The organism is Morganella sp. Je.2.23 (assembly GCF_051129855.1).
GTDB lineage: Bacteria > Pseudomonadota > Gammaproteobacteria > Enterobacterales > Enterobacteriaceae > Morganella > Morganella sibonii.
Genome location: NZ_JBCPSQ010000003.1, coordinates 264,322 through 289,024 on the forward strand (window position 1 = coordinate 264,322; position 24,703 = coordinate 289,024).

Here is a 24,703-nt window from a genome sequence, read left to right on the forward strand (position 1 = left end):
ATTTAACTAAGGAGTAAGTGAAATGAGCGTTTCTCTTTCTAAAGGTGGTAATGTGTCGCTGAGTAAAACAGCCCCTTCAATGAAAAACGTCCTGATAGGCTTAGGCTGGGATGTTCGTTCCACAGATGGTCAGGATTTTGACCTTGATGCCTCCGCGTTCCTGCTGACAGCAGCCGGTAAAGTGCGCGGTGATGCAGACTTTATTTTCTATAACAACCTGCGTTCGACTGACGGCTCTGTCACCCATACCGGCGACAACCGTACCGGCCAGGGCGATGGTGACGATGAATCCCTGATTATCAAACTGGATATGATTCCGGCAGAGATCGATAAAATCGTCTTCGTGGTCACCATCCATGATGCGCAGACCCGCCGCCAGAGCTTCGGCCAGGTGTCCGGTGCGTTTATCCGCCTGGTCAATGATGACACCAATACGGAAATCGCCCGTTATGACCTGACGGAAGATGCGTCCACCGAAACCGCTATGCTGTTTGGTGAACTCTACCGTCACGGCACCGAGTGGAAATTCCGTGCCGTCGGGCAGGGCTATGCCGGTGGTCTGTCATCCGTCTGTGCGCAATACGGTATTAATGCGTCCTGATAATTTCTTTCAGCGGGCTGAGAATCAGCCCTCTTTATAATAATCCGCAGCAGGAGTCCGAAAATGGCAGTTTCTCTTACAAAAGGTGGTAACGTCTCCCTGACCAAAGAAGCCCCGTCAATGAGCGTAGCAATGGTTGGTCTGGGCTGGGATGCGCGTGTGACTGATGGTCAGGATTTTGACCTCGACGCATCGGTATTTATGGTCGGTGATGACGGAAAAGTATTATCCGATGGTCATTTCATCTTCTTTAATAATAAAACCAGCCCGTGCGGCGCGGTGGAACACCAGGGCGATAACCGTACCGGTGAAGGCGACGGTGATGATGAGCAGGTGAAAATCAGCCTGAATACTCTCCCGGCAGAGGTGAAAAAACTGGTTTTCTCCGTGACGATTTACGATGCGGAAGGACGTAAACAGAACTTCGGTATGGTCAGCAACAGTTTCATCCGTATCTGCAATAATGATAACGGTACTGAAATTGCCCGCTTTGATCTGTCTGAAGATGCATCAACAGAAACCGCGATGGTCTTCGGTGAATTATACCGCCACGGCGCAGAGTGGAAATTCAAAGCAGTCGGCCAGGGCTTTGCCGGTGGTCTGGCGGCATTAGCATCACAGCACGGTGTTAATATTTAATTATTAATATCAGCTGGCTGCAGTAAAAAATGCCCTGTCCGTAACGGACAGGGCATACTGCGTTTACAGATCCGGCCGGGAGATTATTCGACTCCTGCTGCCTCTCCGGCCGGACGGCGCACATCATTGGCACCGTATAAATAACCTTCCCGTACCTTGCCGGATACGGCGGCATCATTGCCGGAAGAGTCTGCACTGACCCCGGCGGCACCCGGTAATCCCACCATGATCAGCTCAGCAGCACCCCACGGTGTCTGCTCAACCATTTTATAACCCATTTTATCCAGCAGATTCAGTGAGTCTTTTGATACACCGCGCTGCTCGTAATACACCTCATCCGGCAGCCACTGATGGTGAATACGCGGTGCATTTACCGCCTCCTGCGGCGCCATACCGTGATCGATAATATTCAGTGCCGTTTGTAAGGTAATGGAGATAATCCGTGAACCGCCCGGTGAACCCAGTACCAGGAATATGTTGCCGTCTTTGGTGACAATAGTCGGGCTCATGGAAGAAAGCGGGCGTTTGCCCGGGGCAATCGCGTTGCGCTCACCCTGAACCAGGCCATACATATTCTTCTCGCCGATTTTGGTGGTGAAATCATCCATTTCATCATTGAGGAAGAAACCGGTGCCCGGCGGGATCACCACCGCACCGAAACGGCCGTTGATGGTATAGGTGGTGGAAACTGCGTTACCTTTGTTATCCACTACTGAATAATGTGTGGTTTCCGGTTTTTCATGCGGACCGGTACCCGGCTGCACCTGAGCGGAAGGCGTGGCTTTACCCGGAATGATTTCTTTGCGCAGCTCTTCCGCATAGGCTTTACTGGTCAGTTTTTCGGTCGGATTGTTCACAAACGCCGGGTCACCGAGGAAGGTATTACGATCCATATAAGAGTGGCGCATCGCCTCGGTCAGCGTATGGATATAATCCGCCGAGTTAAAGCCCATCGCTTTCAGATCATAACCTTCCAGAATATTCAGCGTCTGGCAGATGGTGACACCGCCGGAGCTCGGCGGCGGGGCGGAAATAAATTCATACCCGCGATAAGTACAGGTCACCGGTGCGACCTCTGCAATCGTGTAATCCGCAAAATCTTTGGCTGTCAGCTTACCGCCCCCGGCCTGAGATGCTTTTTCCACTAACTGCGGAATTTCACCCTCGTAAAAGGCGGACGGGCCCTCTTTGGCGATACGCTCCAGGGTATTGGCAAGATCGGTCTGAACCAGGCGGTCGCCCGGCTGAAATGCAGAACCGTCAGGTTTAAGGAAAATCCGTGCTGCTTCCGGGTCCTGCTTAAAGCGGGCTGTGGTGGTATCCATCACATCAGTATCCGCGCGGGTCAGGATAAATCCTTCCCGGGCCAGCTTAATCGCCGGCGCCATCACCTGCTCCCGTTTCATGGTGCCGTATTTCTCCAGGGCGTAATCCAGCCCTTTAACGGTTCCGGGAACCCCGGCGGCAAGGTAGCCGAACAGGCTGGCATCTTTGATCAGATTCCCGTCTTTATCGAGATACATATCCGCTGAAGCTGAGGCCGGGGCAGTCTCACGGAAATTGATGAAAATGTTTTTACCGTCTGCCAGATGCAGTGTCATAAAGCCACCGCCGCCGATATTACCGCAGCAGGGATTCACCACCGCCTGGGCATAACCGACAGCTACCGCAGCATCCACCGCGTTACCGCCGGCTTTCAGAATGTCTGCACCGGCCTGTGATGCCAGATGCTGGGAAGACACCACCATCCCGTTACGGGCCTCAACGGCAGGTTCGGAAGCGGCATATAATTGCGGGGAAAGCAGCAGAGAGAGCAAAAGAACAGGTGTTCGCCATGGGGTTATCATTATTATCTCCGTCGGTTTTGCAGGTATTTTTATGATGTATTGATTTATTATTTGTTAATTAATGGTTAATTAACGTATAGCAGGGATACAAATATTTGAGAAATGATGTGCGGAAAAATGTGAAACCGGACGGAAAAGCAGGGCGGGGAAATAATAAAAAACCCGGATAGTCCGGGTCCTGAAGAACAGCTTGTCATTACGCAAACATGACGGTAACCGGTGCTGTCTGCACAGCACCGGTTAACACAATCAGGCTGTTTTTTCTTCTTTCATGATTTTATTCAGTTTCGGTACAATCGCCCACATAATCAGGCCGGCAACGGCTGTTGCGATACCGATTTTACCGAATACATCGGTGTAGATACCGAGTGTCTGAAGCGGGTCAGTCACGCCTTCAGGCGGTGCTGTAAAGGTTGCCACATAACCGCCCAGAAGTGTTGCCATTGCCTGAGTCAGGAACCACATCCCGAGAATAAAGCCCATCAGGTGCTGCGGAACGAACGCAGCAACCATCGCCAGACCCAGCGCACTGATCATCAGCTCACCGACTGCCTGGAAGAAATAAACCAGCACGATAAACCACGGTGATGTCAGACCGGTCGCATCCGCAAACCACATACCGGATGCGGCAGCAGTCAGGAAACCGGCGGAGCAGCAGAACATACCGATGGTGAATTTACCCGGCATTGAGAAGTCTTTGCCGCGCGCACCCATTTTACTGTAGAAGTAAGCCAGAACCGGGCTCAGTACGATAATCCAGAACGGGTTCAGCGCCTGGAAACTGACCGGATGCACATCAATACCCATAATGGTGTGATGCACGTTATAGATAGCGAAGAAGTTCAGTGAGGTCGGCATCTGTGCGTACAGCACGTAGAAGATAACGGCTTCCAGCATCAGAACGAACGCGACATACATCTTGTTCCGCTCAACACCTTTCAGTTTGAATGCTTCGCGGAAGAAGAAAAAGATAACCACGGCGGTAACGGCGAGTAACACATAGTTGGCAATGATAACATTATGCAGTAACCATGCGCACAGGAAGACGGTTGCCACACTGCCGGCGATAACCACCAGCAGGCTGCCGAATTTCATTGGTTTGTGATCCGGCTCGGAACCGATATTGCTCACCATTTTCTGGCAGAACAGGAAGACCGCCAGGGCGATCAGCAGGCCGATACCACAGATATTATAGGTGACGGTATAGCTGTATTTGTCCGCGATAACCGGTGCCAGTGACAGGGAAATCAGGGAGCCGATATTGATCGACATATAGAACAGGGTGAATGCCCCGTCCAGACGCGGGTCTTTCGGTGCATAGCATTTTGACAGCAGGCTGGCCGGGTTAGCTTTGAATAAGCCGTTACCGACAGCAATGGTACCCAGTGCGTAGAAAATCAGATCCGGGTGCATGATAGACAGGCCGGTCATAAAATAACCGACAGCCATCACGATGGCCCCTAAGATGATGGTCCGCTTGGTACCGAGGACATGGTCACCGACGTAACCACCGATAGAGATCAGACCGTATACCAGCGCGGCGAATGCCCCGAAGGTGATAAATGCCTGTTCCTGACTGAATCCCAGTTTCTGAACGAAGTAGACGGCCAGGATGCCTTGCACACCGTAATAGCCGAAGCGTTCCCACAGCTCCACGATAAAAATCATGAAGAATGGCTTAGGTTGGTTAAACAATCCAACCTGCGCGGGTTTACTCATGGTTTAATGCCTCTTATTAATAATTATTCATCACGCAAAAGCCTTCCCGGCATCGCGGAGGCAAAGCTAAAAGATAAACTCTTGCGTAAGGTTGAGTGTTTGCGTATTTGTCAGGGTATTTGCCAAAGGGCTCAGACTAATATATTGCCTGCTGAGCATCTCAAAGACAGATCACACTTACTGCAATAATTAATATCATAATTGAAATAAAATTCATTAGATTGACATCAATAATTACTCTGCAATGGTTTTGTTGATGGCAGATTGAGCAGATTGATGGTTATTTATTCTGTTGTCCGGCGCGGGACGGAATTAAATATGACAATTTGTAACAGTTATTTTTCTGATGAATAATGATTCGTTAACACAATATGTGTTAACGAATCAGGCCGTTGACAAACCCGCAGGGGGGTGGCGACGACCGGCAGAGGTTGTGAAAATAAACCTGGAAAATCAATTTATTGATTTTCGGCTGATAACACAAAGCAGGAAAAACCACGTTTTATCCTGCTTTGTCAGCAATTTCATTCGTTAACACAATATGTGTTAACGAATCAGGCCGTTGACAAACTTATGATAAGAATGAAAGGGGATCAGGCAACAGCAGCAGCGGGGATATCACCGGTTTCGACAGTACGGAAATCCCGGCGGAAATAAATCAGACCGTGTCCTTCGTCGCGGACACCGATATTGCGGATCTCAGCCATAAAGATATTATGCGTGCCGATTTCCTGAACCTGAGTCACCACACCCTCCAGACAGGCGAGCGAACCGTGAAGGCAGGGTTGTCCCAGTTCTCCGGATTGCCAGTGATCACCGGCAAAACGCGCATCCATACTCAGGCCGGTCATCCCGGCAAAATCACAGGCCAGTGCCTGATGTTCATGGGTGAGCACATTGACACACAGCCGCCCGTTGGCTCTGAACACCTCACTGAGCGCACTGCTGCGGTTGATGCACACCAGCAGTGTCGGCGGGGTATCGGTGACAGAGCAGACTGCGGTGGCGGTCAGCCCGCCGCGTCCGGCATCGCCGTCGGTGGTGACAATATTGACGGCAGCGGAGAGTGTCGCCATTGCGTCGCGGAATAACAGACGCTGTGAATTATCCAAAGACATACCAACTCCCGGTGGGATAAAAATGTGACGCAATTGTTGCTTATTTGCGAATGATACGCAGTCTAATGATAGCCGGGGAAAAATACAAGGGAGAGTCAGAAAATGCGGCCGCCGGAAGAGGCAGCCGCATGAGGTGATCAGCGGAAATTAACGGATACCGCCGAAGCAGAGATATTTGATTTCCAGATAGTCATCAATACCGTGACGAGAGCCCTCACGGCCGAGGCCGGATTGCTTGATACCGCCGAACGGTGCGACCTCCGTTGAAATAATCCCTTCATTAATACCGACCATCCCGGCCTCCAGCGCTTCCGCCACGCGGTAGACGCGGCTGATATCACGGGAATAGAAATAGGCTGCCAGACCGAACTCACTGTTGTTTGCCGCACGGATGGCTTCTTCCTCATCACGGAAACGCACCAGCGGTGCCAGCGGGCCGAAGGTTTCCTCGCGGGTCACCAGCATGTCCGGTGTGACACCGGTCAGTACAGTCGGCTCAAAAAATAATCCGCCCTGTGCCGCCGGTTTACCGCCGCTGAGAACCGTTGCACCTTTGCTGACCGCATCTGCGATATGCTCACTGACTTTGCGGATTGCTGCTTCATTAATCAGCGGGCCCTGCTGTGCATTTTCATCCGTGTAAGGTGCGACATGCAGCGCGCTGACCGCCTCTGCCAGTTTGGCGGCAAAAGCGTCATACACACCATCCTGCACATAGAGGCGGTTGGCACAGACACAGGTTTGTCCGCTGTTACGGAACTTGGCGGCCATGGCACCGGCAACCGCCGCATCAAGATCGGCATCATCAAATACAATGAACGGTGCGTTACCGCCCAGTTCGAGAGAAAGTTTTTTAACTGTCTCCGCACTCTGCGCCATCAGCAGCTTGCCGACGCGGGTGGAGCCGGTAAAGGAAATTTTGCGCACGACCGGGCTGGCGGTCAGTTCACCGCCGATAGCGGCTGCATCAAGTCCGGTGACAACATTAAACACCCCGGCCGGAATACCGGCCTGCTCAGCAAGCGCAGCCAGTGCCAGAGCTGAGAGCGGCGTTTCAGCCGCCGGTTTCAGCACCATGGTACAGCCTGCTGCCAGTGCCGGTGCGGCTTTGCGGGTGATCATGGCATTCGGGAAGTTCCACGGTGTGATAGCACCGACCACCCCGATCGGCTGGCGGATAGTGGCGATCCGCTGTCCGCTCTGTGTGGCCGGAATAGTTTCGCCGTACACGCGTTTGCCTTCTTCGGCAAACCATTCGATAAAACTTGCGCCGTAGGCGATTTCCCCGCGTGATTCCGCCAGCGGTTTACCCTGTTCCAGGCTCAGGAGCTGTGCCAGTTCCTCCTGATTCTCCATGACAAGATCAAACCAGCGGCGCAGAATCTGCGCACGGGCCTTGGCCGTCAGTGCGCGCCAGCCCGGCAGGGCATTTTCGGCGGCGGCAATGGCAAGCCGGGTTTCGTGTGCGCCGAGGTCGCTGACGCGGGTAATCAGCCCGCCGGTGGCCGGGTTGGTCACATCAAACGTGGCCTTATCCTGTGCATCGGTCCACTGACCATTGATATAGCCGCCGGTGTGCAGCAGGGAAAAGGAAGGATCGGTTAACGATGAGGTGAACATAGAGAGCTCCGTTGCGTTTTCTCAAAAAAGTGATGAGGGCACTGAGATATCAGCAGAAGACCATTGATTTATTGTTAATATAGCGTTAATAAAAGGAGAGTCCTTTGGGTCTTTGTGGCTGATATACTTTTTATTCTAACAGAGGATATCTGATTGCGCATTTTCCCGATAAAATTGCGCCTTTTTTTGATAACGTCGATGTTTATGATGTGAGCACATCGCGGAGAAATTACCCATTATGCATGAATCATTACTTATCGCCCTTTTGCAGGCCCGTGAAGTGGTCCTCGGCTACTTTCGCCCGACCCTGAAAGCACACCGGCTGACAGAGCAGCAGTGGCGGATTATCCGCATACTGGCTAAGACCCCGTCACTCGATTTTCATCTCCTGGCACAGAAAAGCTGTATTCTGCGTCCCAGCCTGACCGGCATTCTGACACGGATGGAAAAAGCGGGCATTATTCATCGTCTCAAGCCCCTCAGTGATCAGCGCAAACTCTATCTCTCCCTGACTGATGAAGGCACGGCGCTGTATCACCGTGTTCAGGCGGAAGTGGAGACCGGTTATCAGGCGCTGGAATTACAGTTCACGCCGGAGAAGGTACGCCAGCTCTATGCGCTGCTGGATGACCTGGTGGCACTGCCGCAGCGTGACGGCGGTGAAGAAAAAGAATAAAAAAAAGCGCCGCTCAGATGGGCGGCGCAGTTTCAGTGACAGATTTATTTCTTGCCGAGCAGATGCAGGAAGTGAATATGTTTTTCATACTGGTCAAGGATGTCATGAATGATCTGCTCCTTGTTCCAGCCCATGATGTCATAATCCTGTCCGCCCTCTTTCAGATGAATTTCAGCGCGGTAATAGCGGTGCTCCTCATCTTTTTCCTCATCCGTCATACCGGACAGCGCAAAAGAAGGCTGATTGTAATAGCGCAGGCGGGTTTCATAGATAAAGTTCATATCATCGCCCAGATCGACCTCAAAGGTGATCCTGTCATCACGGCTGCGGTCGATATGGCTCGGGGTGCTCTGTTTTTCCAGCTCCTGCGACACCATCTCCATCGCCTCTGACACCACTTCATCAATAAAGCGCTTAACCAGCGAACGTTTCGGGAAATAGCCGATATTACGCAGGCGGCGCTGCCACGGGATCGGATTGCGGCTTGCGGTCGGTGCAATCGTCGCCAGCTGCTGGCTGTCGCGTTTATGCACATCAATCCGCAGTGCTTTAATCAGTCCGTAAATTGAGAATAACAGTACGACGGCAAACGGCAGAGCACTGGCGATAGTCACGGTTTGCAGGGCAGATAATCCCCCCGCCAGCAGCAGAGTGATGGCTACCACGCCCATCAGTCCGGCCCAGAAAATCCGCTGCCAGACCGGGGTGTGTGTATCCCCGCCCGAGGCGAGGGTGTCCACAACCATCGCGCCGGAGTCAGCGGAAGTCACAAAGAAGACAATCACCATCAGCATGGCAAAGAATGAAAGCACCGTGGAGAACGGGAAATACTCAAGGAACTGGAACAGCGCCAGTGATACGTCCTCTTTCACGACTGTTGCAAGTGCAGTGGCACCCTGATTTTTGATCAGATCAATAGCGGTGTTACCGAAGAACGTCATCCACAGCAGGGTAAAGCCCGCCGGGACAAATAACACGCCGAAGACAAATTCACGGATGGTGCGCCCGCGTGAAATCCGCGCAATAAACATTCCGACAAACGGCGACCATGACAGCCACCAGCCCCAGTAAAGCAGCGTCCAGCCACCCAGCCAATCATCGGATTTCGGCTCATAGGCGAAGAGATTAAAGGTATTACTGACGATTTCAGAAAGATAACCGCCGGTGTTCTCAACAAAGGATTTCAGCAGCAGTACCGTCGGGCCTAACACACCAACCATAATCAGCAGCAGAACCGCCAGACCGAGGTTCAGTTCTGACAGAAAACGGATGCCTTTATCCAGACCGGATACTACCGACAGCGTGGCCAGTGAGGTGATCACCACAATCAGCACCACCTGAACGGTTTCGGTCTGCGGCAGGCCGAACAGATGATTCAGCCCGGCATTCACCTGTAACACGCCGAAACCGAGGGAAGTTGCGACCCCGAAGACGGTACCGACCACGGCGAAAATATCCACCGCATGACCGGCTGCACCGTAAATACGATCACCGATAATCGGGTAAAGCGCGGAGCGCAGTGTCAGCGGCAGGCCGTGGCGGTAGCTGAAAAACGCAAGGATCAGCGCCACAACCGCGTAAATAGCCCAGGCGTGTAACCCCCAGTGGAAGAAGGTCAGGCGCATGGCCTCTTTTGCCGCTTCAACCGTTTCCGGTGTGCCGACAGGCGGGGAAAGATAGTGCATCACCGGTTCGGCGACACCAAAGAACATCAGCCCGATCCCCATACCGGCGGAGAAAAGCATGGCAAACCAGGAAATATAACTGTACGCCGGACGGGCGTGGTCAGGGCCGAGTTTAATATCACCGAAACGGGACAGTCCCATAAAGGTGACGCTCAGTAAAATCAGGGCGACGGCGAGAATATAGAACCAGCTGGCATTTTTAAACAGGCTGGTCTGAAGGGCTTTAAGGTGTATATCCGCCGTCTGGGGAAACAGGGCGGCAAAGCCGACAATCAGGAGAATAACCAGGGCCGAAATATAAAAAACCGGCGGATTAATCTTCATTTTTTTTGAGGATTGTTCAGTGTCCTGATGACTCATGAATTATTCCTTTTATCAGTTGCAGATAACGCCGGCAGTAAAAAGGGGTGTACTGCACCAAAGCGTCAGATTTTCCTTCTGAAAACGGTACGCGGCTGCGTAGCGGTAAAATAGAAACCCCGGCAGAATAGTCAGCGGGAGATCAGAAAAAACAGAAATGAATACAGGCTAAACCTGCGGGAAAAAAAACGGTGATATCAGATTTTATTTCCCCTGTTGGTGAAAAAAAGAGGATTATAGTGCCAAAAATGTCACTCTGCGGCAAGTCATCCTGCTTTCCGGCGGAAAACAGAGGTATTTTTATCTGTGAATTTTCGTTGCGGAAGTCTGTAAAGTCTCTGAAATAACGCAATAAAAAAGCCGGAAACACAGATTGTTTCCGGCTGACGGCTGTTTTACAGACAGGTACGGGATATTACGTGTTCAGTCTTTACTGAGCATCCCCGGTTTTTTCTGAGACATCCTGTTTCAGCTCATCAATTTTTTTATCAGCGGCGGCTTTGGCTTCATCCGCTTTTTGTTTCAGCTCTGCGGCTTTTTCTTCCGCGGCTTTTTTGGCGTCTTCGCCTTTATCTTTGGCGTCAGCCAGCAGGGCATCCGCTTCTTTCTTCAGTTCATCCGCTTTGGCATCGGCATTATCACGGATTTCGCCGGCTTTCTCTTTCGCATCAGCCATTACCGCTCCGGCTTTTTCTTTGGCATCACCGGCGGCTTCTGTGGCGTCCTGTTTCAGTTCTGCGGCTTTCTGCTCTGTTTTATCTGCTGCGTCTTTGGCATCCTGCTTCAGTTCATCTGTTTTCTGTTCAGCGGCTTCTTTTATCTGCGCAGCGCCTTCCTGTGCTTTTTGCGCCGCAGGGTCGGTTTTGCTGCTGTCGTCACAGCCGGTGGCCAGTGCGAATACCCCTGCAAGGATGAGTGAACTTAATAATGCTTTCTTCATGATTAACTCCTCTTCAGCAATACTGAGTAAAATAACCGGATAACATCGTGTCCGTGATCATTGAGTATATAATAAAATCAGGCAGTCTGCTGACAGATATAATTTTCTGTCAGCGTTATCCCTTTCAGCATAGAAAATGAAGCACCGGTTGTATAGTGCTGAGGGTAATTTATCCGTAACGCCATAAAATAATATCCCGCTGCATAAAAATATCCGGTAATATCAATACAGAATGTAATCTTATAAGCGTAACATAGTAACGTGTTTTATTTCAGTTGGTTAGCGTCGTTTGTCTGTGTAAGGAAATACCATGACATATTATCTTCTGGTTATTGTTAAATTTATCATCGGCTTTGTTATTGTGTTAACGCACATGAATCTCTCCGGTAAAACCCAATTATCACAAATGACACCGGTTGATTTTATCGGAAACTTTGTACTGGGCGGCATTATCGGCGGGGTTATTTACAGTGATACTATTCCGCTGACGCAATATATTATTATACTGCTGATGGGCGTGAGTTTTATCAGCATAATCAATTGGGTCAGTAAGCATATCAATGTCCTGCGGGCGGTAACTATCGGTAACCCGATCCCGATTATTAAAAACGGGGCGTTTATCATGGACAGCATTCATGAGAAGCGCAATAAAATCGATATTCTGAATATCACTTCCCGCATGCATTCACAGGGGATCTATTCATTCCGTGATGTATATTATGCGCAGATAGAGCCGGACGGTCAGCTGACGGTGATTTGTGACCAGTCACAAATGCCGTCTGTCATCGTGATGAAGGACGGCGTGCCGCGCAAACATGAGCTGGAACAGATCGGTCATGATGAGGAGTGGCTGGCAGACCACCTGAAACAGCAGGGCATTGATGATCCTGAGACCGTGTTCCTGGCGGAGTTTTATAACGGCAGCCTCAACCTGGTGATGAAAGACGGGCGGATGACCGGCCATCACCGCGAACCATCACAGTCGTAAGATTACGGCACGATAACGACTTTTTCCGGATATTTTTCGCAGAATTCGTGTGCTTTCTGCCATTTATTATCACAGATGATTTTGTCGATAACGGCAATTTCCGCGATTTTTAAAATTCCCTGCTGGCCGAATTTGCTGGAGTCGGCCAGAATAATTTTCTGCTTACTTTTCTCCAGCATTTTTCGTGCAATCATTCCTTCCTCAACACTTTTGACCAGAATACCTTCATCGCGCACACCGCCCGCGCCGACAAAGGCGAAATCCGCATAGATATGATCAATCTCATGCAGGGTTTTTGCGCCCAGGTTGGCGCGGAATTCATGGCTGTATTCACCACCCAGCACATAGACTTTTGCCAGCGGATTTTGTGAGGTGATTTTATCCGCGATAAGGGCAGAGTTGGTGAAAACGGTAAACGCAATGGCCGGTAACTGCGCGGAAAACAACAGTGTTGTCGAACAGGAATCGATATACAGTGTATCGTGTTCGGAAATCAGCCCGGCGGCATACCGTGCGAGTGCCATTTTTTCCTCACGGTTCAGTTCCAGCCGCTGCTCAAAGCTGCCTTCGCTGACACTCTTTTTCTTCATTGCCCCGCCGTGGATTTTGATGATCTCGCCCTCTTTCTCCAGAATAGAGAGATCACGGCGGATCGTCTCAGAGGTGACATTCAGCGTGTCAGCAAGATCCTGCACACTGACCTCGCCTTTCTGATTCAGCAGATCGAGGATATATTCCTTTCTTTTTATCGGATTCATGACCGTTCTCATCACACTCGTAAACATGAACAATATTAGCGCATTATGCACCGTTGCGAAATGCCGCCCTGTAATGCTGAAGTGCGGCAGCAACGCCATCTTCCCGGCAGTCAGCGGTAATGTATCCGGCGGCCTGCTTCAGTGCCGGAACGGCATTGCCCATCGCCACACGGATATCTGCTGCGGCAAATAAAGAGAGATCATTTTCCTGATCTCCGATGGCCATAATGGTTCCCGGCCGGAGAATACCGCGTGCCGCCAGTATATGCAGGATATTTCCTTTGCTGACCGACGCCGGAACCAGTTCAAAATAGTGCTGATCAGTAAAGAAAGCACTGATGTCCGCAGGTAACTGCGGCCGTAATGCGTTTGCCCGGCAGAGAAGTGTTTCTGCCTCTCCGCACAGGGTGATTTTGATGATATCTGCCCGGCTGAGAATATTGTCAGCAGCCATGGTATGCATTGGCAACCCGAATAATTCAGATTCATGGATTGTGTATTCTGATATTTCTCCGGGCGGACAGAGCAGGGCATCTTCACTGAATGCATGCCAGCCGGTGGTGAGAACATTCCGCAGCGGGGATAACATGGCCGGAGACAGGCTCGTCCGGCTCAGGACGGATTGCGTGCGGCAGTCATAAATCACCGCGCCGTTGCAGGCCCCGATAGCCCGGAGTACCGGAAGAAGCCCGGCACTGTTCATCAGAGACAAAATCGCCCGCAGCGGGCGGGCAGAGCAAATCACAATATCTGTTTCCGGCGGCAGCGCCAGCAGTGCCCGGCGGTTAGCCTCTGAAATCATATTATCCGGGTGCAGCAGGGTGCCGTCGAGATCGATAGCCAGTGTTGTCATAAAAAGCCTCAGCGGGAGCGGAGCCCCCGCCCGGGAATGCCGGTCAGTCGTGATGAATGAAGGATTGAGTGACCTGTGCGGCCGCCTGACACACCACGTTATCAATTGCGGTGCCGACCACCAGAATATTCACCCCGGTTTCTTTAAATGCTTTGGCATTGGCGACGTTAATACCGCCTTCTGCCAGTGTCGGTACACTGACCGCTCCCACCAGCGCTTTCAGGCGGGCTTTAATCTGATCAGGAATTTCACCCGCAGCCACACCCTCGTAGCTCATCCCTGTCATCAGGCCAATCATATCCACGCCGATGGCTTCCATTTTCTTCGCCACTTCCGCGACGTCTTCCGGGGTTTCCGCCGGAATACCGAAGGTGTGCAGATCGTCAGGGTGACCAATGTAAGCATCCACGGTCAGGCCGAAGCGATGCGCAAGATTGACAATATCCGCCAGATCTTCAAAGGTGGATTTATGGGTGTGCAGGCCGTCTGCTCCGGCGCGGGCGATCTGTAAAATATCCTCTTCTGTCACCGGCACGGGGATGGTTTCGGTGAATCCGCCGGCGATCCCGACAGTAATAAAGACATCATCCGGGATAACATTACGGATACCGTTAACGGCTTCCGCCATCTGTGCGGTGGAGATCTCATGGCGGATCTGCTCGGCGGCGTGCATGTTATTCACGCCTCTGTGCCCGCGTGCCAGTGCCAGCGCCGGATGATTCGGCTCCAGCATTTTGACCCCGGCATCACACACAGCTTTCGCCAGTCGCGCGTCGTCACCGGTGATGCCAGTGCTGAGCAGCGTTTGTCCGTTGTGCAGCGCAATCGCATTTCTGACTTTCGCCATCGCCTGTGCACGTTTTTTATTCATATCACCTATAAACATATCAACCTCTTATTACTTTTTTATATTTTGTGTGACGGCACCCGGAGGTGCCGTTTTAATAAAGCCCTGGTGTTGGCGTGTGATATTTTTCACACTTACTATTTGCTGTGTAGTCTTTGCATCAGCCTGCTGCTTTCGCGGTTGTCACGGCACTGAAACGGTTGGCGATGACAGTAATGGTGCAGGTTAAAACCAGAATCACGGTCATGGTCAGCGCCATGTAAAGTGCATTACTGGATAAGAACGGAGAGGCAAACGCTGGTACATACGCCACCCCTTTGACATTAAACATACCGAGCATCATGCCGCCGATCCCGGCGGAAAGAATGGCACCGCCGAACACGATTTTGTTGGCAAACATGAAAGGATATGCCGATTCCACAAAGGTCCCGAATCCCATATTGATCAGCAGTCCCGGTGCGGCAACCGCTGCTTCACTGCGTTCACGCGGGGCAATGACGTTTGCCAGGTTAATCCCTGCTGCCACCATCACCAGCCCGACCATATCCACCGCGCCGAGGAAGCTGACGCCGGTTTTTTCCATCTCAAGCAGCACCAGCGGCAGGATCACCGCGTGATACACACCGCCGAGGATCGCAGGCCAGATAACCAGACCCGCCAGCAGACCCGCCAGTACCGGGCTGAACGCGAGGGTGCTTTCCAGCGCCAGTTTGATGTAGTTACCGGCCAGCAGTGCCAGCGGACTGAGGAAGTAAAACATAATAAGACCGGCGGCCAGACCTGAAATCCCGCCCGCCACAATGTTCACGGTGGTCATCGGGAATTTCCAGCTGATACACAGCGCAAACAGGTAACGGACAAAAATACCCGCCATGATCCCGCCTGCGATCCCGCCAATCAGCCCGCCCTCGACAGAGAGCACCCCGGCGACGACCCCGGAAACAATAGAGACTTCATCCAGCTCGGAAACCTGTTTGGCTGCAATCACCGCCACAATCACCGGCAGCCCTTTGAGCAGCAGCTGGAAAATCGCATCCAGGCTTTCCAGCCCCGGGATATGACTCAGCGCCAGCACAATCGCCATGGCAATAAAGCCGGGCAGGGCGGGGATCATAATGCCGCGGATATTCATCCGCTTAAGCAGGCTCTTATCAGACGGCCCGCCGGCACTGCCTGCACTGCCCAGAACCGGACGGAATTTAATCCCCCAGTGTTTGCACAGCGAGGAGATAAACGAGATCGCCCGGGTTCTGCTGGTGGTACCGGTGGTTCCGGAAGTGGCAATCACATTGGCACCGGCAGCGGCGATATGAGCCATAGAGGTACCGCCGGTCCCGGCGATCGGTACTTTCTTTTCTGCTGCGGCCTGAAGTGCGAGACGGTTGGCGTTGTGCGGATCGCCGCTCATAATAATGATGCCGTCGATATCGCCCTGTTCTATCAGCCGGGCAATCTGTTCATCACTGCCGCGCACTGCATCGTTGACTTCCGCCAGAGTGCCGGAGAACGTGATTGCAGGTACGGCATCTGCGTCTGTCAGGGTGTAGACCGCGGCGGCGGTAGTGGGTTTGGCAACATCCATCGACGCCTGTGCTGCAATAAACTGCACCGCAGCAACAGAAATACCGGCGGACTGACATTGCGTGTAGATTTCGCTCAGAAGTTTTTCAGGATCTGCACCACCGAGGTTGTACAGGTTCCCGCCACTACTGCCCAGTATGACAATTTTTTTCATAATCGGACCTCAGGGGGTTCAGGGTAAGTAACGACTTATTGTTGTTTTTTGTTGATATTGCTTGGTATAACAACGTAAAGCAACACATCTAAATAAGGCGTGTTGTTTATTAAATAACCGCTGAATGGATTCGATTAAGGTGAAGTGGTGTTAAACAGGAAGTTTTTTAGTGTTACAAACTTAAAGCTACGATTTTTGTTTTATTTTATGCTATTTAATTATTAACTAATTATTTTGCTTTATGTTGTTTTGTGTGAATTTGATCATAATTAACTGGACTTATTACACACGGAAACCACACAAAACAAAAAAGCCACTCCGGAGAGTGGCTTCAGAAGAAAAGTAAAAAAGCGGATCAGGCGGGCAGATTCACCAGCGAATCGCGGGTGATATCGCGGATGGTTTTTGCGCCGGTCAGCGTCATTGCCACGCGCATCTCTTTATCGATCAGATCCAGCAGGTTTTCGACCCCCGTCTGTCCCTGTGCCGCCAGGGCGTAAACAAAGGCACGGCCGAGCAGGACTGAATCTGCTCCCAGCGCCAGCATCCGTACCACATCAAGGCCGTTGCGGATCCCGGAATCACTCAGAATCGTGATATCCGATTTTACCGCATCAGCAATGGCAGGCAGGGCGCGGGCGGTAGAGAGCACACCGTCGAGCTGACGGCCGCCGTGGTTTGACACCACAATACCGTCCGCACCGAAGCGTACCGCGTCTTTTGCATCTTCCGGATCCAGAATTCCTTTGATAATCATCGGGCCTTCCCAGAACTCGCGTATCCATTCCAGATCTTTCCAGGAAATGGACGGATCGAAGTTCGCGCCCAGCCAGCCGATATAATCTTCCAGTTTGGTCGGAGCACCGCGGTAGACAGAGATATTACCCAGATCATGCGGTTTACCGAGCACGCCGACATCCAGCGCCCAGCGCGGATGAACCATTGCCTGTAGCACACGTCGCATGGCGGCATTCGGGCCGCTCATCCCGGAATGAGCATCACGGTAACGCGCTCCCGGCACCGGCATATCAACGGTAAAGACCAGCGTTTTGACCCCGGCGGCTTTGGCGCGCTCAAGGGCATTTTTCATAAAACCGCGATCGCGCAGCACATAGAGCTGGAACCACATCGGGCGCTCAATCGCCGGGGCAACTTCCTCAATCGGACACACGGATACCGTGGAGAGGGTAAACGGGACACCTTTATTCGCCGCTGCTTTTGCCGCCTGCACTTCACCGCGCCGGGCGTACATCCCGGTCAGCCCGACCGGTGCCAGCGCAACCGGCATCGCCAGTTTTTCCCCGAACAGTTCTGTTTCCAGACTGAGAGAAGACATATCGCGCAGCACCCGCTGACGCAGGGCGATATCCGCCAGATCCGCCGTATTGCGCTTCAGGGTATGCTCGGCATACGCCCCGCCGTCAATATAGTGAAACAGGAAGGGAGGCAGTCTGGATTCGGCGGCCGCCCGGTAGTCTGTTGAAGCGGAAATAATCATCTTAAATACCTGTATATGTATGTAACAAACTCAGCACTGTGCCCGGTTACAGGGTCAGTATCAGTGCCATCACGGCGGCAATCACGCCGTAGATAAACATCGGAATCACTGTCTTTTTGATAATTGATCCTTCGGCGTTGGTAATGCCGAGGATCGTACAGACAGCGATAATATTATTCAGACACACCATGTTCCCCATCGCACCGCCGACAGACTGGAGCGCCAGGGTTAAATTGACATTCAGCCCGGTGGTTTGCGCAATCGACTGCTGGATACCGCCGAACGTCAGGTTGGATACGGTATTGGAGCCGGAGAAGAACGAGCCGAGTGCGCCGAGGTAAGAGGCGAAATAGATCCAGCTCTCGCCGGTGGCTCCCGCCAGAGAGCGGCCGATAATGTAAACCGGCGCATTTTCGCCGCCCTGCATCATCAGATTGACCATAATCAGCGCGCCAAACAGGGCAATAAATGGTTTGTTAGTCTGTTGTGCGGTCTGTACAAACATGGTTTTTACCTGTGTCCGTTTCAGGCCGAACAGGAAAATGCCGATAAGCACGACCAGGAAGAACGGGATCAGCGCCGGGACATACAGCGTTTTATAATCTGCCGCCGCCGGAGTACCGAATACGTTGCTCAGACGGACAATCAGGGCATCACTCAGCGTGATATGGCCGAGGAAACCCAGGGTGCCTTCCCAAATCACGTTAGTGCTGTTGAGCAGCCCTTTCAGGCCAAGCTGGTGGATACGGGTAACAATCAGAATACCGATCAGCAGCAGGGTCGGAGTCATCGCTTTGATTACCTGCCCGAACGGGATCACTTTTTTCTCTGTTTTTTGCTCGGTGCGGGTCAGGCCGATACCGGCGCGTGCAGTGACCACGGAGATACCCAGACCGATTGCCCCGCCGAGCAGCGCCGGGAACTCATAGTTGATCTGTGCCAGCAGCAGATACGGCACGGTACAGGCGAGAACGCTGATCAGAATAAATACGATATTACGGCGGATATCCTGCCAGCTGACGATAAAACGCAGCGCCAGCAGCGGGATCACAAATGCTGCCACAAAGTGGATCAGTGCGGAGTAGTGGCTTATCTGATAAACACTCTCTTCACTCAGTCCGAGGTTGGCAAAACCAAACCAGGTCGGGGTGCCGACAGCGCCGAAAGAAACCGGGACGGAGTTCATCACCAGCGTCAGCAGGGCGACACGCATTGCCGGGAAGCCCAGGCCGACCAGAATCGGTGCGGCGATAGCGGCCGGAGTACCGAACCCGCTTGCGCCCTCGATGGTAAAGGCGAATGCCCAGCCGATAATCATCAGCTGTGCCACCGGATTAGGGCTGATATTTTCCAGCCAGCTGCGTACCACATTTTCCGCGCCGCTCACCTGCATCAGCTTATTAAGCATAATCGCCCCGGCAATGATGGTGATCGGTGTCAGCACAGAAATAAAGGCGGTGATAATATTGGCACTCAGCAGTGTGATATCCGTTTTAAACCAGAGCAGCTGGATACAGAACACGACTGCGGCCGTGAAAGGTAATGCGACCCAGGAAGGGATACTGCGGCGCTTTGTCATCATCCAGATTAACATCACGATAGGTGCAAGACTGAAAAAAATAGCCATAAAGCCCTCTGACATTATTATTGTTGTAGGAATTCTTGTTACATGCAGGATTCGTTAAATTTTCATTACGGAATTATTTTAATCACAACCAAAAGGAATTATCTATGCTGCATTTTTTTAACAATTGAAAACGGGCAGGAAATAAGAAAAACGCGGAAAATAGGGTGAAAAAAAGAAATAAAAAGACGTTATTTATCAGCAAATTAATTGGTTAATTTGTATGATGAAAGGACAGGGTCACATTAATTAGGCCACAACGGTCAATAGAGAAATTCCAAAAATCGACTAATCCGGAGCCATAAACAGATAACAATTCTGAATATATCAGCCGAAATAAGGGCGGATTGCCTGATATGACTGCTGAATATGGTCGATCAGCAGGCGGATTTTCACCGGCAGATGGCGGGTATAAGGATAAACCGCGTACACGCCGAGTTTTTTGCCGCTGTAACCCGGCAGGACTTCGGTCAGCAATCCGGCTTCCAGATCCTCATGCACCATACAGCGCGGCACCATGGCGATACCGTGGCCGCTGAGCAGTGCTTTGCGGATGGCGCGGGCGTTATTGAAGGCGATATTGCCGCTTACCTGTAATTCATAGATTTCACCGGTATCCGGACGGCGCATCAGCCAGTTTGAGGTGCCGCTCTGCTGATAGGTGTAAGTCAGGCAGTTGTGTGTCAGTAAATCTTCCGGGTTCTGCGGGGCGGGGTGTTTTTCCAGATAACGGGGGGAGGCGAGGATCACCCAGTGAGAATCAATCAGCGGACGGGCTATCAGGCTGGAGTCCCCCATCATACCGGTACGGATGGCCAGATCGATCCCTTCGTTGACCAGGTCAACAAACCGGTTTTCCAGGTGCATTTCCACTTTCACATTCGGGTATTTTTCGCAGAATTCCGCCACACTGTCACTGAGAACAAGCTCTCCGGAGATAGTGGGTACTGACATACGGATAAGCCCGGTCAGTTCATCACTGTTGGCACTGACCGCCTGTAATGCGCTGTGCACCTGGCCGGTGAGGGATTTTGCGTGCTGATACAGCACACGGCCGTTTTCTGTGACAGAGAGGCTGCGGGTGGTGCGGTACAGGAGGCGGGCACCGAGCGCTTTTTCCAGCCGCCCGATCCGCTTACTGAGCACGGAGCCGGTAACACCGGCCATTTCCGCCGCTTTACTGAAGGAGCCGCAATCCACAATCAGCGCAAATAAAATCAGATCATTGGCGTACTCGTGGGCGGGCAGCATAGTAAAACCTCCGGCAGTGAATGAAATAATGAACAGCATCCACTATATCAAAATCTGTGTAACAGTGATAATCACGCCGGAGACACAAGCGTTAAAGCGGGTACACCATATGGTCAAAGGCAAACACGGTGGCCGGGAAAATCGCCTGACACCCGCGAAGTAAACGCTCACAATCTTCCTGATTGTAGCGTCCGCTGAAATGGGTGGCGATCAGCGTGCCGACCCCCGCATCCCGCGCCAGCGTCGCAGTCTGCACGGTGGAAGAGTGCCCGCGGCTGTTGGCTTTTTCAGACATGGTGCCGTCAAGCGTGGCTTCCAGAACAATTACATCAGCACCTTGTGCCAGCTTCAGTGCATTTTCGCACGGCGCGGTATCCCCGAAAATGACCAGATGACGTCCGCGCTGCGGTTTGCCGAGGTAATCCGCCCCGCAGATCACCCGCCCATCGTCCAGTGTCACTTCACCGCCCTGTTTCAGTGTCTGCATCCACGGACCGCCGGGGACGCCTTCGGCTTTCAGGCGCTGTGCATCCAGCGCGCCGGGTTTATCGTATTCTTCAATGCGATAGCCGTAGCTGACTACCGGGTGCTCAAGTGAGTAAGCGCTGACTTTCAGTTGCCCGTCATCATAAATCACGCCTTCTTCATCTATCTCAATGATCTCCAGCGGAAAGGTCAGATATGAGCCGCTGAGTGTCAGGGTAGTTTCAACAAACTGCGCCAGCCCTTGCGGGCCAAAGAGAGTAAGTGGTTCCTCACATCCGCCCATAGAACGGCTGCATAACAGACCGGGAAGACCGAAAATATGGTCACCGTGCAGATGGGTGATAAAGATTTTTTCAAGTTTCGGGATTTTGACCGGACTTTTCAGAATCTGATGCTGAGTGCCTTCGCCGCAGTCAAACATCCACAGACCGCGCTGTAATGATTTGAGATCCAGTACCAGGCTGCTGACGTTGCGGTCATTCGACGGAACACCGGCACCGGTGCCCAGAAAAATTAACTCCATGTTGTTCCCTGTATTGCAGTTGCTGCCGGACAGAGGCCCGTATTACGGAATACGGCGAAGTTGCGGCGAGCGGGTCATATTTTCCGGTAAGATTAGCGGTTCTTCCGCCAGCGGTAAACTCAGACGGGTTTTTCCGGTGATGATGGTGACTCCGGTTGCCTGCCAGGCGTCTGCCGCCAGTTGCGTGCAGTACAAACCGTCCTGCGGGTTGATACTGAAAGGGGTGCCCAGACGCGCAAGAGCATAATCACGTGCGCGCCGGTGGTTTTCACTGTCTGCCTGTACGGCATACCAGGTCACCTGTCCGTTTTTGGCATGCTGAATAAAGAAACCAAGCGGGTCACGATTCACACCGCTGATACCGCCGGGGTGCTCCTGTGGCGTGGCATGGATCACATAGGTGCCTTCCGGTGTGATATCAACAACACCGACATGGCTGAATCCGCTGCTGTCAATACTTCTGACAATCTCACTGATGGCTTCGCCGCCGTCACGGAAAATCAGGTCACCGCTCTGAATACCGAGCGGGGGCACTGCCGCAGATAACGGCAGTGCGGTCATCAGCAGCGCCGGAAACAGCAGCCCGGCGCGGAGTGTGGTTTTCATCAGCGCAGGATAATTTTCCAGTCGCCGCCGTCTTCCTGTGTCAGCAGGAAACGCTCATCTTTCTGTTTACCGTCTTTGAAATTGACTGTCAGGATCACGGTTGCACGTTTTTTGCTTTCATCAATATCCACGGATTTCACTTCGGTGCTTTCCACACCACCGTTACCTTCAATACGGCGCGCCATATCGCCGACAATCATCTGCACTTTCCCTTTTATTTCCATCTCGTTTTTTTGTTTATCTTTTTCCGGGATAGCGAGCAGATCATAGGCTTTATCCGCATCTTTTTTCTCGACGGCACTGTAGAACTGTTTAACAACATCTTCCGGGGAATCACTGCCGCAGGCGGTGAGCATCATGCTGCCGGCCAGCAGCATCAGGGAGAGGGCGATTTTTTTAAACATAGTTTTTCCTTTAAGAGATAACAGTGGTTTTTATTATTTTCTGATGAGAATACCGGAAGTATACGGACATCCGGCGGCTTGGCAATCCTGTATATAGCGCCGGTACCGGATTCAGGGAAAAATGGCATTTCCATAATATTGTTTTTGTTGATTTTTAGTGAAATAATTCAATGGATTGAGCAGGAAAGATCATCATTTAATGCGTGACTGAGTGTTGGTACATTAGATATGTTAATGTGATTTGCTGTGTATCTTTAATATAAAACCAGAGACTGTTTGGTTTTGTATTTCTCTGAAATAAATGCGTTGTTTAATGGGGATATTATAACCATGAGAGGGATTTAATAAATCTGCACTTCCTGTTTTTAAGGTTATCAATAAGGAGAGTATTTTCTGGTAACCCGGGTCCCGAATGGTAATGCAGAGGTGCTGAATAGCAAGATCAGACTGCGGATGATGATAAAGACCGGGGGATATCGAAACCGGGGGATGCTCCACTGCGGAAAACTGAAAATGAGATAAATTCAGTATCATGACTATACTTAAAGGTACAATTTTGATATTTTCCGGACAGGAAAATAATACTGATCTTCTTATGTAAAGATAAGGTCAGACATATCATTCTGATGCAGAATCTAAAATAAACCATGAAAACATCCTTGTTATCAAACAAAACCACATTAGTCGTAATAATAGGATGGTTATTACTTTATTACGGGACAGGTGAAATCTCTGAAATACTTACACCTGAAAATTCTGATATCTCTGTTGTCTGGTTTCCTGCCGGAGTCGCAACAACCGCTTTTTTATGTATGCACAAACGCCAATGGCTGCTGCTGCTAATTGGCTTCATCGTGTTAAACATGGTACTAAATGGCTTTGATAGTGAGGAGTTTACTCTTTCATTTATATACGCTGTTCTGGCTGTACTTTCTTGTATTGTTATTGCCTGGATTGTCCGCAGGTATGCCCGGAAGGGAGATGACCTGCAAATAATATTGTTATGGCTATCAGCAACAATAATTGTCAGCTTTGCTGATGCGGTTTTATTTTCTGTCCATATGTATTGGTTTGATAACACATCACTTAAAGATATATTCTGGGATGGATTTATTGCTGATATTACCGGTAATATCTTTGCAACAACGGTAATTATGGGGTTAATTAATGCCCGTTTCAAATGGATGGCTCCCTCCCTTAAAGTTAATATGATTTGGGGCGGTGCTATTTTATTTCTTCTTATTACCAGCACTATATTGATATTCAATGACACTGCAATACAGATATACCACTCCTATTTTCATCAGCAACGCAATATTGCCAAACTATCGTTACTCTGCATTCCGGTTTTATTTGCTGTTATGCTGTCTGTACTGTGGGGAAACCGGGGGGGATCAATAGCATTGTTAATACTTGCGACGATTACAATCTATTACACCCGCAGCAAGCAGGGACCTTTTTATCTTCATGGTTTGTTTCGTCATGAATCACTGTGGCTGATACAGGGATATTTGACATTAATATCGTTATTAATGGTTTTTTTACGGGTTGTGACCCGAAGTACTCATCGAATTGATAACACTCAAGGGGTTTATAAACCGCAGCATTTGGTATATCAACTTAATCTGGATAATGGTGTTATTGAATGGGGAAACACAGATGATTTATTTCAACACACTGATTTCACATCTCTTTCTGGTGTAAAGCAGATTATGGCATCTGTTCATCCTGACGATCGTGAAAAGCTCGCTCGGCATTGGGAACAAAAGCAGGCAAATACCACGCTTCCGGGGATAACCTTTAGTATAAAAGATAAGGAAGGCCGTTGGTGGAATATAGAAGATCGCGGGAGTGTTATTTTCAGTAATAATGATCCGGTAACGATTGTCGGGAACTGGTTTGTTTTAGGTGAAATTTCCTGATAT

21 protein-coding genes are annotated in these 24,703 nt (G+C 51.0%); 5 read left to right on the forward strand and 16 right to left on the reverse strand.

Going from position 1 to position 24,703, the window contains the following annotated elements; all coding sequences use genetic code 11:
- Positions 1–22 precede the first annotated feature (22 nt).
- The gene (locus tag AAZR23_RS13445; RefSeq protein WP_046895149.1) at positions 23–601 is read left to right on the forward strand and encodes a TerD family protein; all 579 of its coding nucleotides are present in this window, start codon (positions 23–25) and stop codon (positions 599–601) included.
- A 63-nt stretch (positions 602–664) separates the two neighbouring features.
- Positions 665–1,240 carry a TerD family protein gene (locus tag AAZR23_RS13450; RefSeq protein WP_046895150.1) on the forward strand — a complete coding sequence of 192 codons (576 nt, stop codon included), beginning with the start codon at positions 665–667 and terminating at the stop codon, positions 1,238–1,240.
- An 83-nt stretch (positions 1,241–1,323) separates the two neighbouring features.
- Here AAZR23_RS13450 and ggt read toward each other — a convergent pair whose 3' ends face one another.
- From ggt to AAZR23_RS13470, 4 genes are all read right to left on the reverse strand, one after another.
- On the reverse strand, positions 1,324–3,087 hold the full coding sequence (gene ggt, locus AAZR23_RS13455; protein WP_434693149.1) for a gamma-glutamyltransferase: 1,764 nt from the start codon (positions 3,085–3,087) through the stop codon (positions 1,324–1,326).
- Between the two features lie 249 nt (positions 3,088–3,336).
- Positions 3,337–4,806 carry a dipeptide/tripeptide permease DtpB gene (gene dtpB / locus AAZR23_RS13460; RefSeq protein WP_166707137.1) on the reverse strand — a complete coding sequence of 490 codons (1,470 nt, stop codon included), beginning with the start codon at positions 4,804–4,806 and terminating at the stop codon, positions 3,337–3,339.
- A gap of 593 nt (positions 4,807–5,399) precedes the next feature.
- Positions 5,400–5,924 (reverse strand): 4-hydroxyphenylacetate 3-monooxygenase, reductase component, encoded by a 525-nt coding sequence (gene hpaC / locus AAZR23_RS13465; protein ID WP_052926414.1) that lies wholly within the window; start codon positions 5,922–5,924, stop codon positions 5,400–5,402.
- A 147-nt stretch (positions 5,925–6,071) separates the two neighbouring features.
- Positions 6,072–7,544, reverse strand: a complete 1,473-nt coding sequence (locus tag AAZR23_RS13470) for an NAD-dependent succinate-semialdehyde dehydrogenase (protein ID WP_434693153.1) — start codon at positions 7,542–7,544, stop codon at positions 6,072–6,074.
- Between the two features lie 238 nt (positions 7,545–7,782).
- Here AAZR23_RS13470 and hpaR point away from each other — a divergent pair, with 238 nt between their 5' ends.
- A complete protein-coding gene (gene hpaR, locus AAZR23_RS13475) occupies positions 7,783–8,220 on the forward strand; it encodes a homoprotocatechuate degradation operon regulator HpaR (RefSeq protein WP_434693155.1) in 438 nt (145 codons plus the stop codon).
- 44 nt (positions 8,221–8,264) lie between these two features.
- Here hpaR and AAZR23_RS13480 read toward each other — a convergent pair whose 3' ends face one another.
- Together AAZR23_RS13480 and AAZR23_RS13485 are read right to left on the reverse strand one after the other, a co-directional pair.
- The gene (locus AAZR23_RS13480) at positions 8,265–10,265 is read right to left on the reverse strand and encodes a BCCT family transporter (RefSeq protein ID WP_434693158.1); all 2,001 of its coding nucleotides are present in this window, start codon (positions 10,263–10,265) and stop codon (positions 8,265–8,267) included.
- A gap of 430 nt (positions 10,266–10,695) precedes the next feature.
- Positions 10,696–11,205 carry a hypothetical protein gene (locus AAZR23_RS13485; RefSeq protein WP_112550312.1) on the reverse strand — a complete coding sequence of 170 codons (510 nt, stop codon included), beginning with the start codon at positions 11,203–11,205 and terminating at the stop codon, positions 10,696–10,698.
- Positions 11,206–11,515: 310 nt separating this feature from the next.
- Between AAZR23_RS13485 and AAZR23_RS13490 the strand changes: the two genes are divergently transcribed.
- Positions 11,516–12,193, forward strand: coding sequence for a DUF421 domain-containing protein (locus AAZR23_RS13490; protein ID WP_182107316.1), 678 nt, complete (start codon positions 11,516–11,518; stop codon positions 12,191–12,193).
- Between the two features lie 2 nt (positions 12,194–12,195).
- On the opposite strand, the gene AAZR23_RS13495 is transcribed toward AAZR23_RS13490, so the two are convergent.
- From AAZR23_RS13495 to AAZR23_RS13540, 10 genes are all read right to left on the reverse strand, one after another.
- Positions 12,196–12,951, reverse strand: a complete 756-nt coding sequence (locus AAZR23_RS13495; protein WP_166707142.1) for a DeoR/GlpR family DNA-binding transcription regulator — start codon at positions 12,949–12,951, stop codon at positions 12,196–12,198.
- A 43-nt stretch (positions 12,952–12,994) separates the two neighbouring features.
- Positions 12,995–13,804 carry a Cof-type HAD-IIB family hydrolase gene (locus tag AAZR23_RS13500; RefSeq protein WP_434693162.1) on the reverse strand — a complete coding sequence of 270 codons (810 nt, stop codon included), beginning with the start codon at positions 13,802–13,804 and terminating at the stop codon, positions 12,995–12,997.
- 43 nt (positions 13,805–13,847) lie between these two features.
- Complete coding sequence (locus AAZR23_RS13505) at positions 13,848–14,690, reverse strand: histidine biosynthesis protein (RefSeq protein WP_046895162.1); 843 nt, start codon at positions 14,688–14,690, stop codon at positions 13,848–13,850.
- Between the two features lie 121 nt (positions 14,691–14,811).
- The gene (locus AAZR23_RS13510) at positions 14,812–16,386 is read right to left on the reverse strand and encodes a PTS sugar transporter (RefSeq protein ID WP_166707144.1); all 1,575 of its coding nucleotides are present in this window, start codon (positions 16,384–16,386) and stop codon (positions 14,812–14,814) included.
- 355 nt (positions 16,387–16,741) lie between these two features.
- Positions 16,742–17,884 (reverse strand): FMN-dependent L-lactate dehydrogenase LldD, encoded by a 1,143-nt coding sequence (lldD, locus tag AAZR23_RS13515; RefSeq protein ID WP_434693166.1) that lies wholly within the window; start codon positions 17,882–17,884, stop codon positions 16,742–16,744.
- 46 nt (positions 17,885–17,930) lie between these two features.
- Positions 17,931–19,511, reverse strand: coding sequence for an L-lactate permease (locus AAZR23_RS13520; RefSeq protein ID WP_434693168.1), 1,581 nt, complete (start codon positions 19,509–19,511; stop codon positions 17,931–17,933).
- A 324-nt stretch (positions 19,512–19,835) separates the two neighbouring features.
- Positions 19,836–20,759: a LysR family transcriptional regulator gene (locus AAZR23_RS13525; protein ID WP_046895165.1), complete on the reverse strand. Its 924-nt coding sequence runs from the start codon at positions 20,757–20,759 to the stop codon at positions 19,836–19,838.
- Between the two features lie 91 nt (positions 20,760–20,850).
- Positions 20,851–21,768, reverse strand: coding sequence for a ribonuclease Z (rnz, locus tag AAZR23_RS13530; protein ID WP_166707147.1), 918 nt, complete (start codon positions 21,766–21,768; stop codon positions 20,851–20,853).
- Positions 21,769–21,810: 42 nt separating this feature from the next.
- Entirely contained in the window at positions 21,811–22,374 is a 564-nt protein-coding gene (locus AAZR23_RS13535) for a YiiX/YebB-like N1pC/P60 family cysteine hydrolase (RefSeq protein ID WP_434693173.1), read from the reverse strand.
- Complete coding sequence (locus AAZR23_RS13540) at positions 22,374–22,778, reverse strand: DUF4878 domain-containing protein (protein WP_218427585.1); 405 nt, start codon at positions 22,776–22,778, stop codon at positions 22,374–22,376. The genes AAZR23_RS13535 and AAZR23_RS13540 overlap by 1 nt, the downstream gene beginning before the upstream one ends.
- Positions 22,779–23,425: 647 nt before the next feature.
- Here AAZR23_RS13540 and AAZR23_RS13545 point away from each other — a divergent pair.
- On the forward strand, positions 23,426–24,700 hold the full coding sequence (locus AAZR23_RS13545; RefSeq protein ID WP_434693176.1) for an MASE1 domain-containing protein: 1,275 nt from the start codon (positions 23,426–23,428) through the stop codon (positions 24,698–24,700).
- Positions 24,701–24,703: the final 3 nt, after the last annotated feature.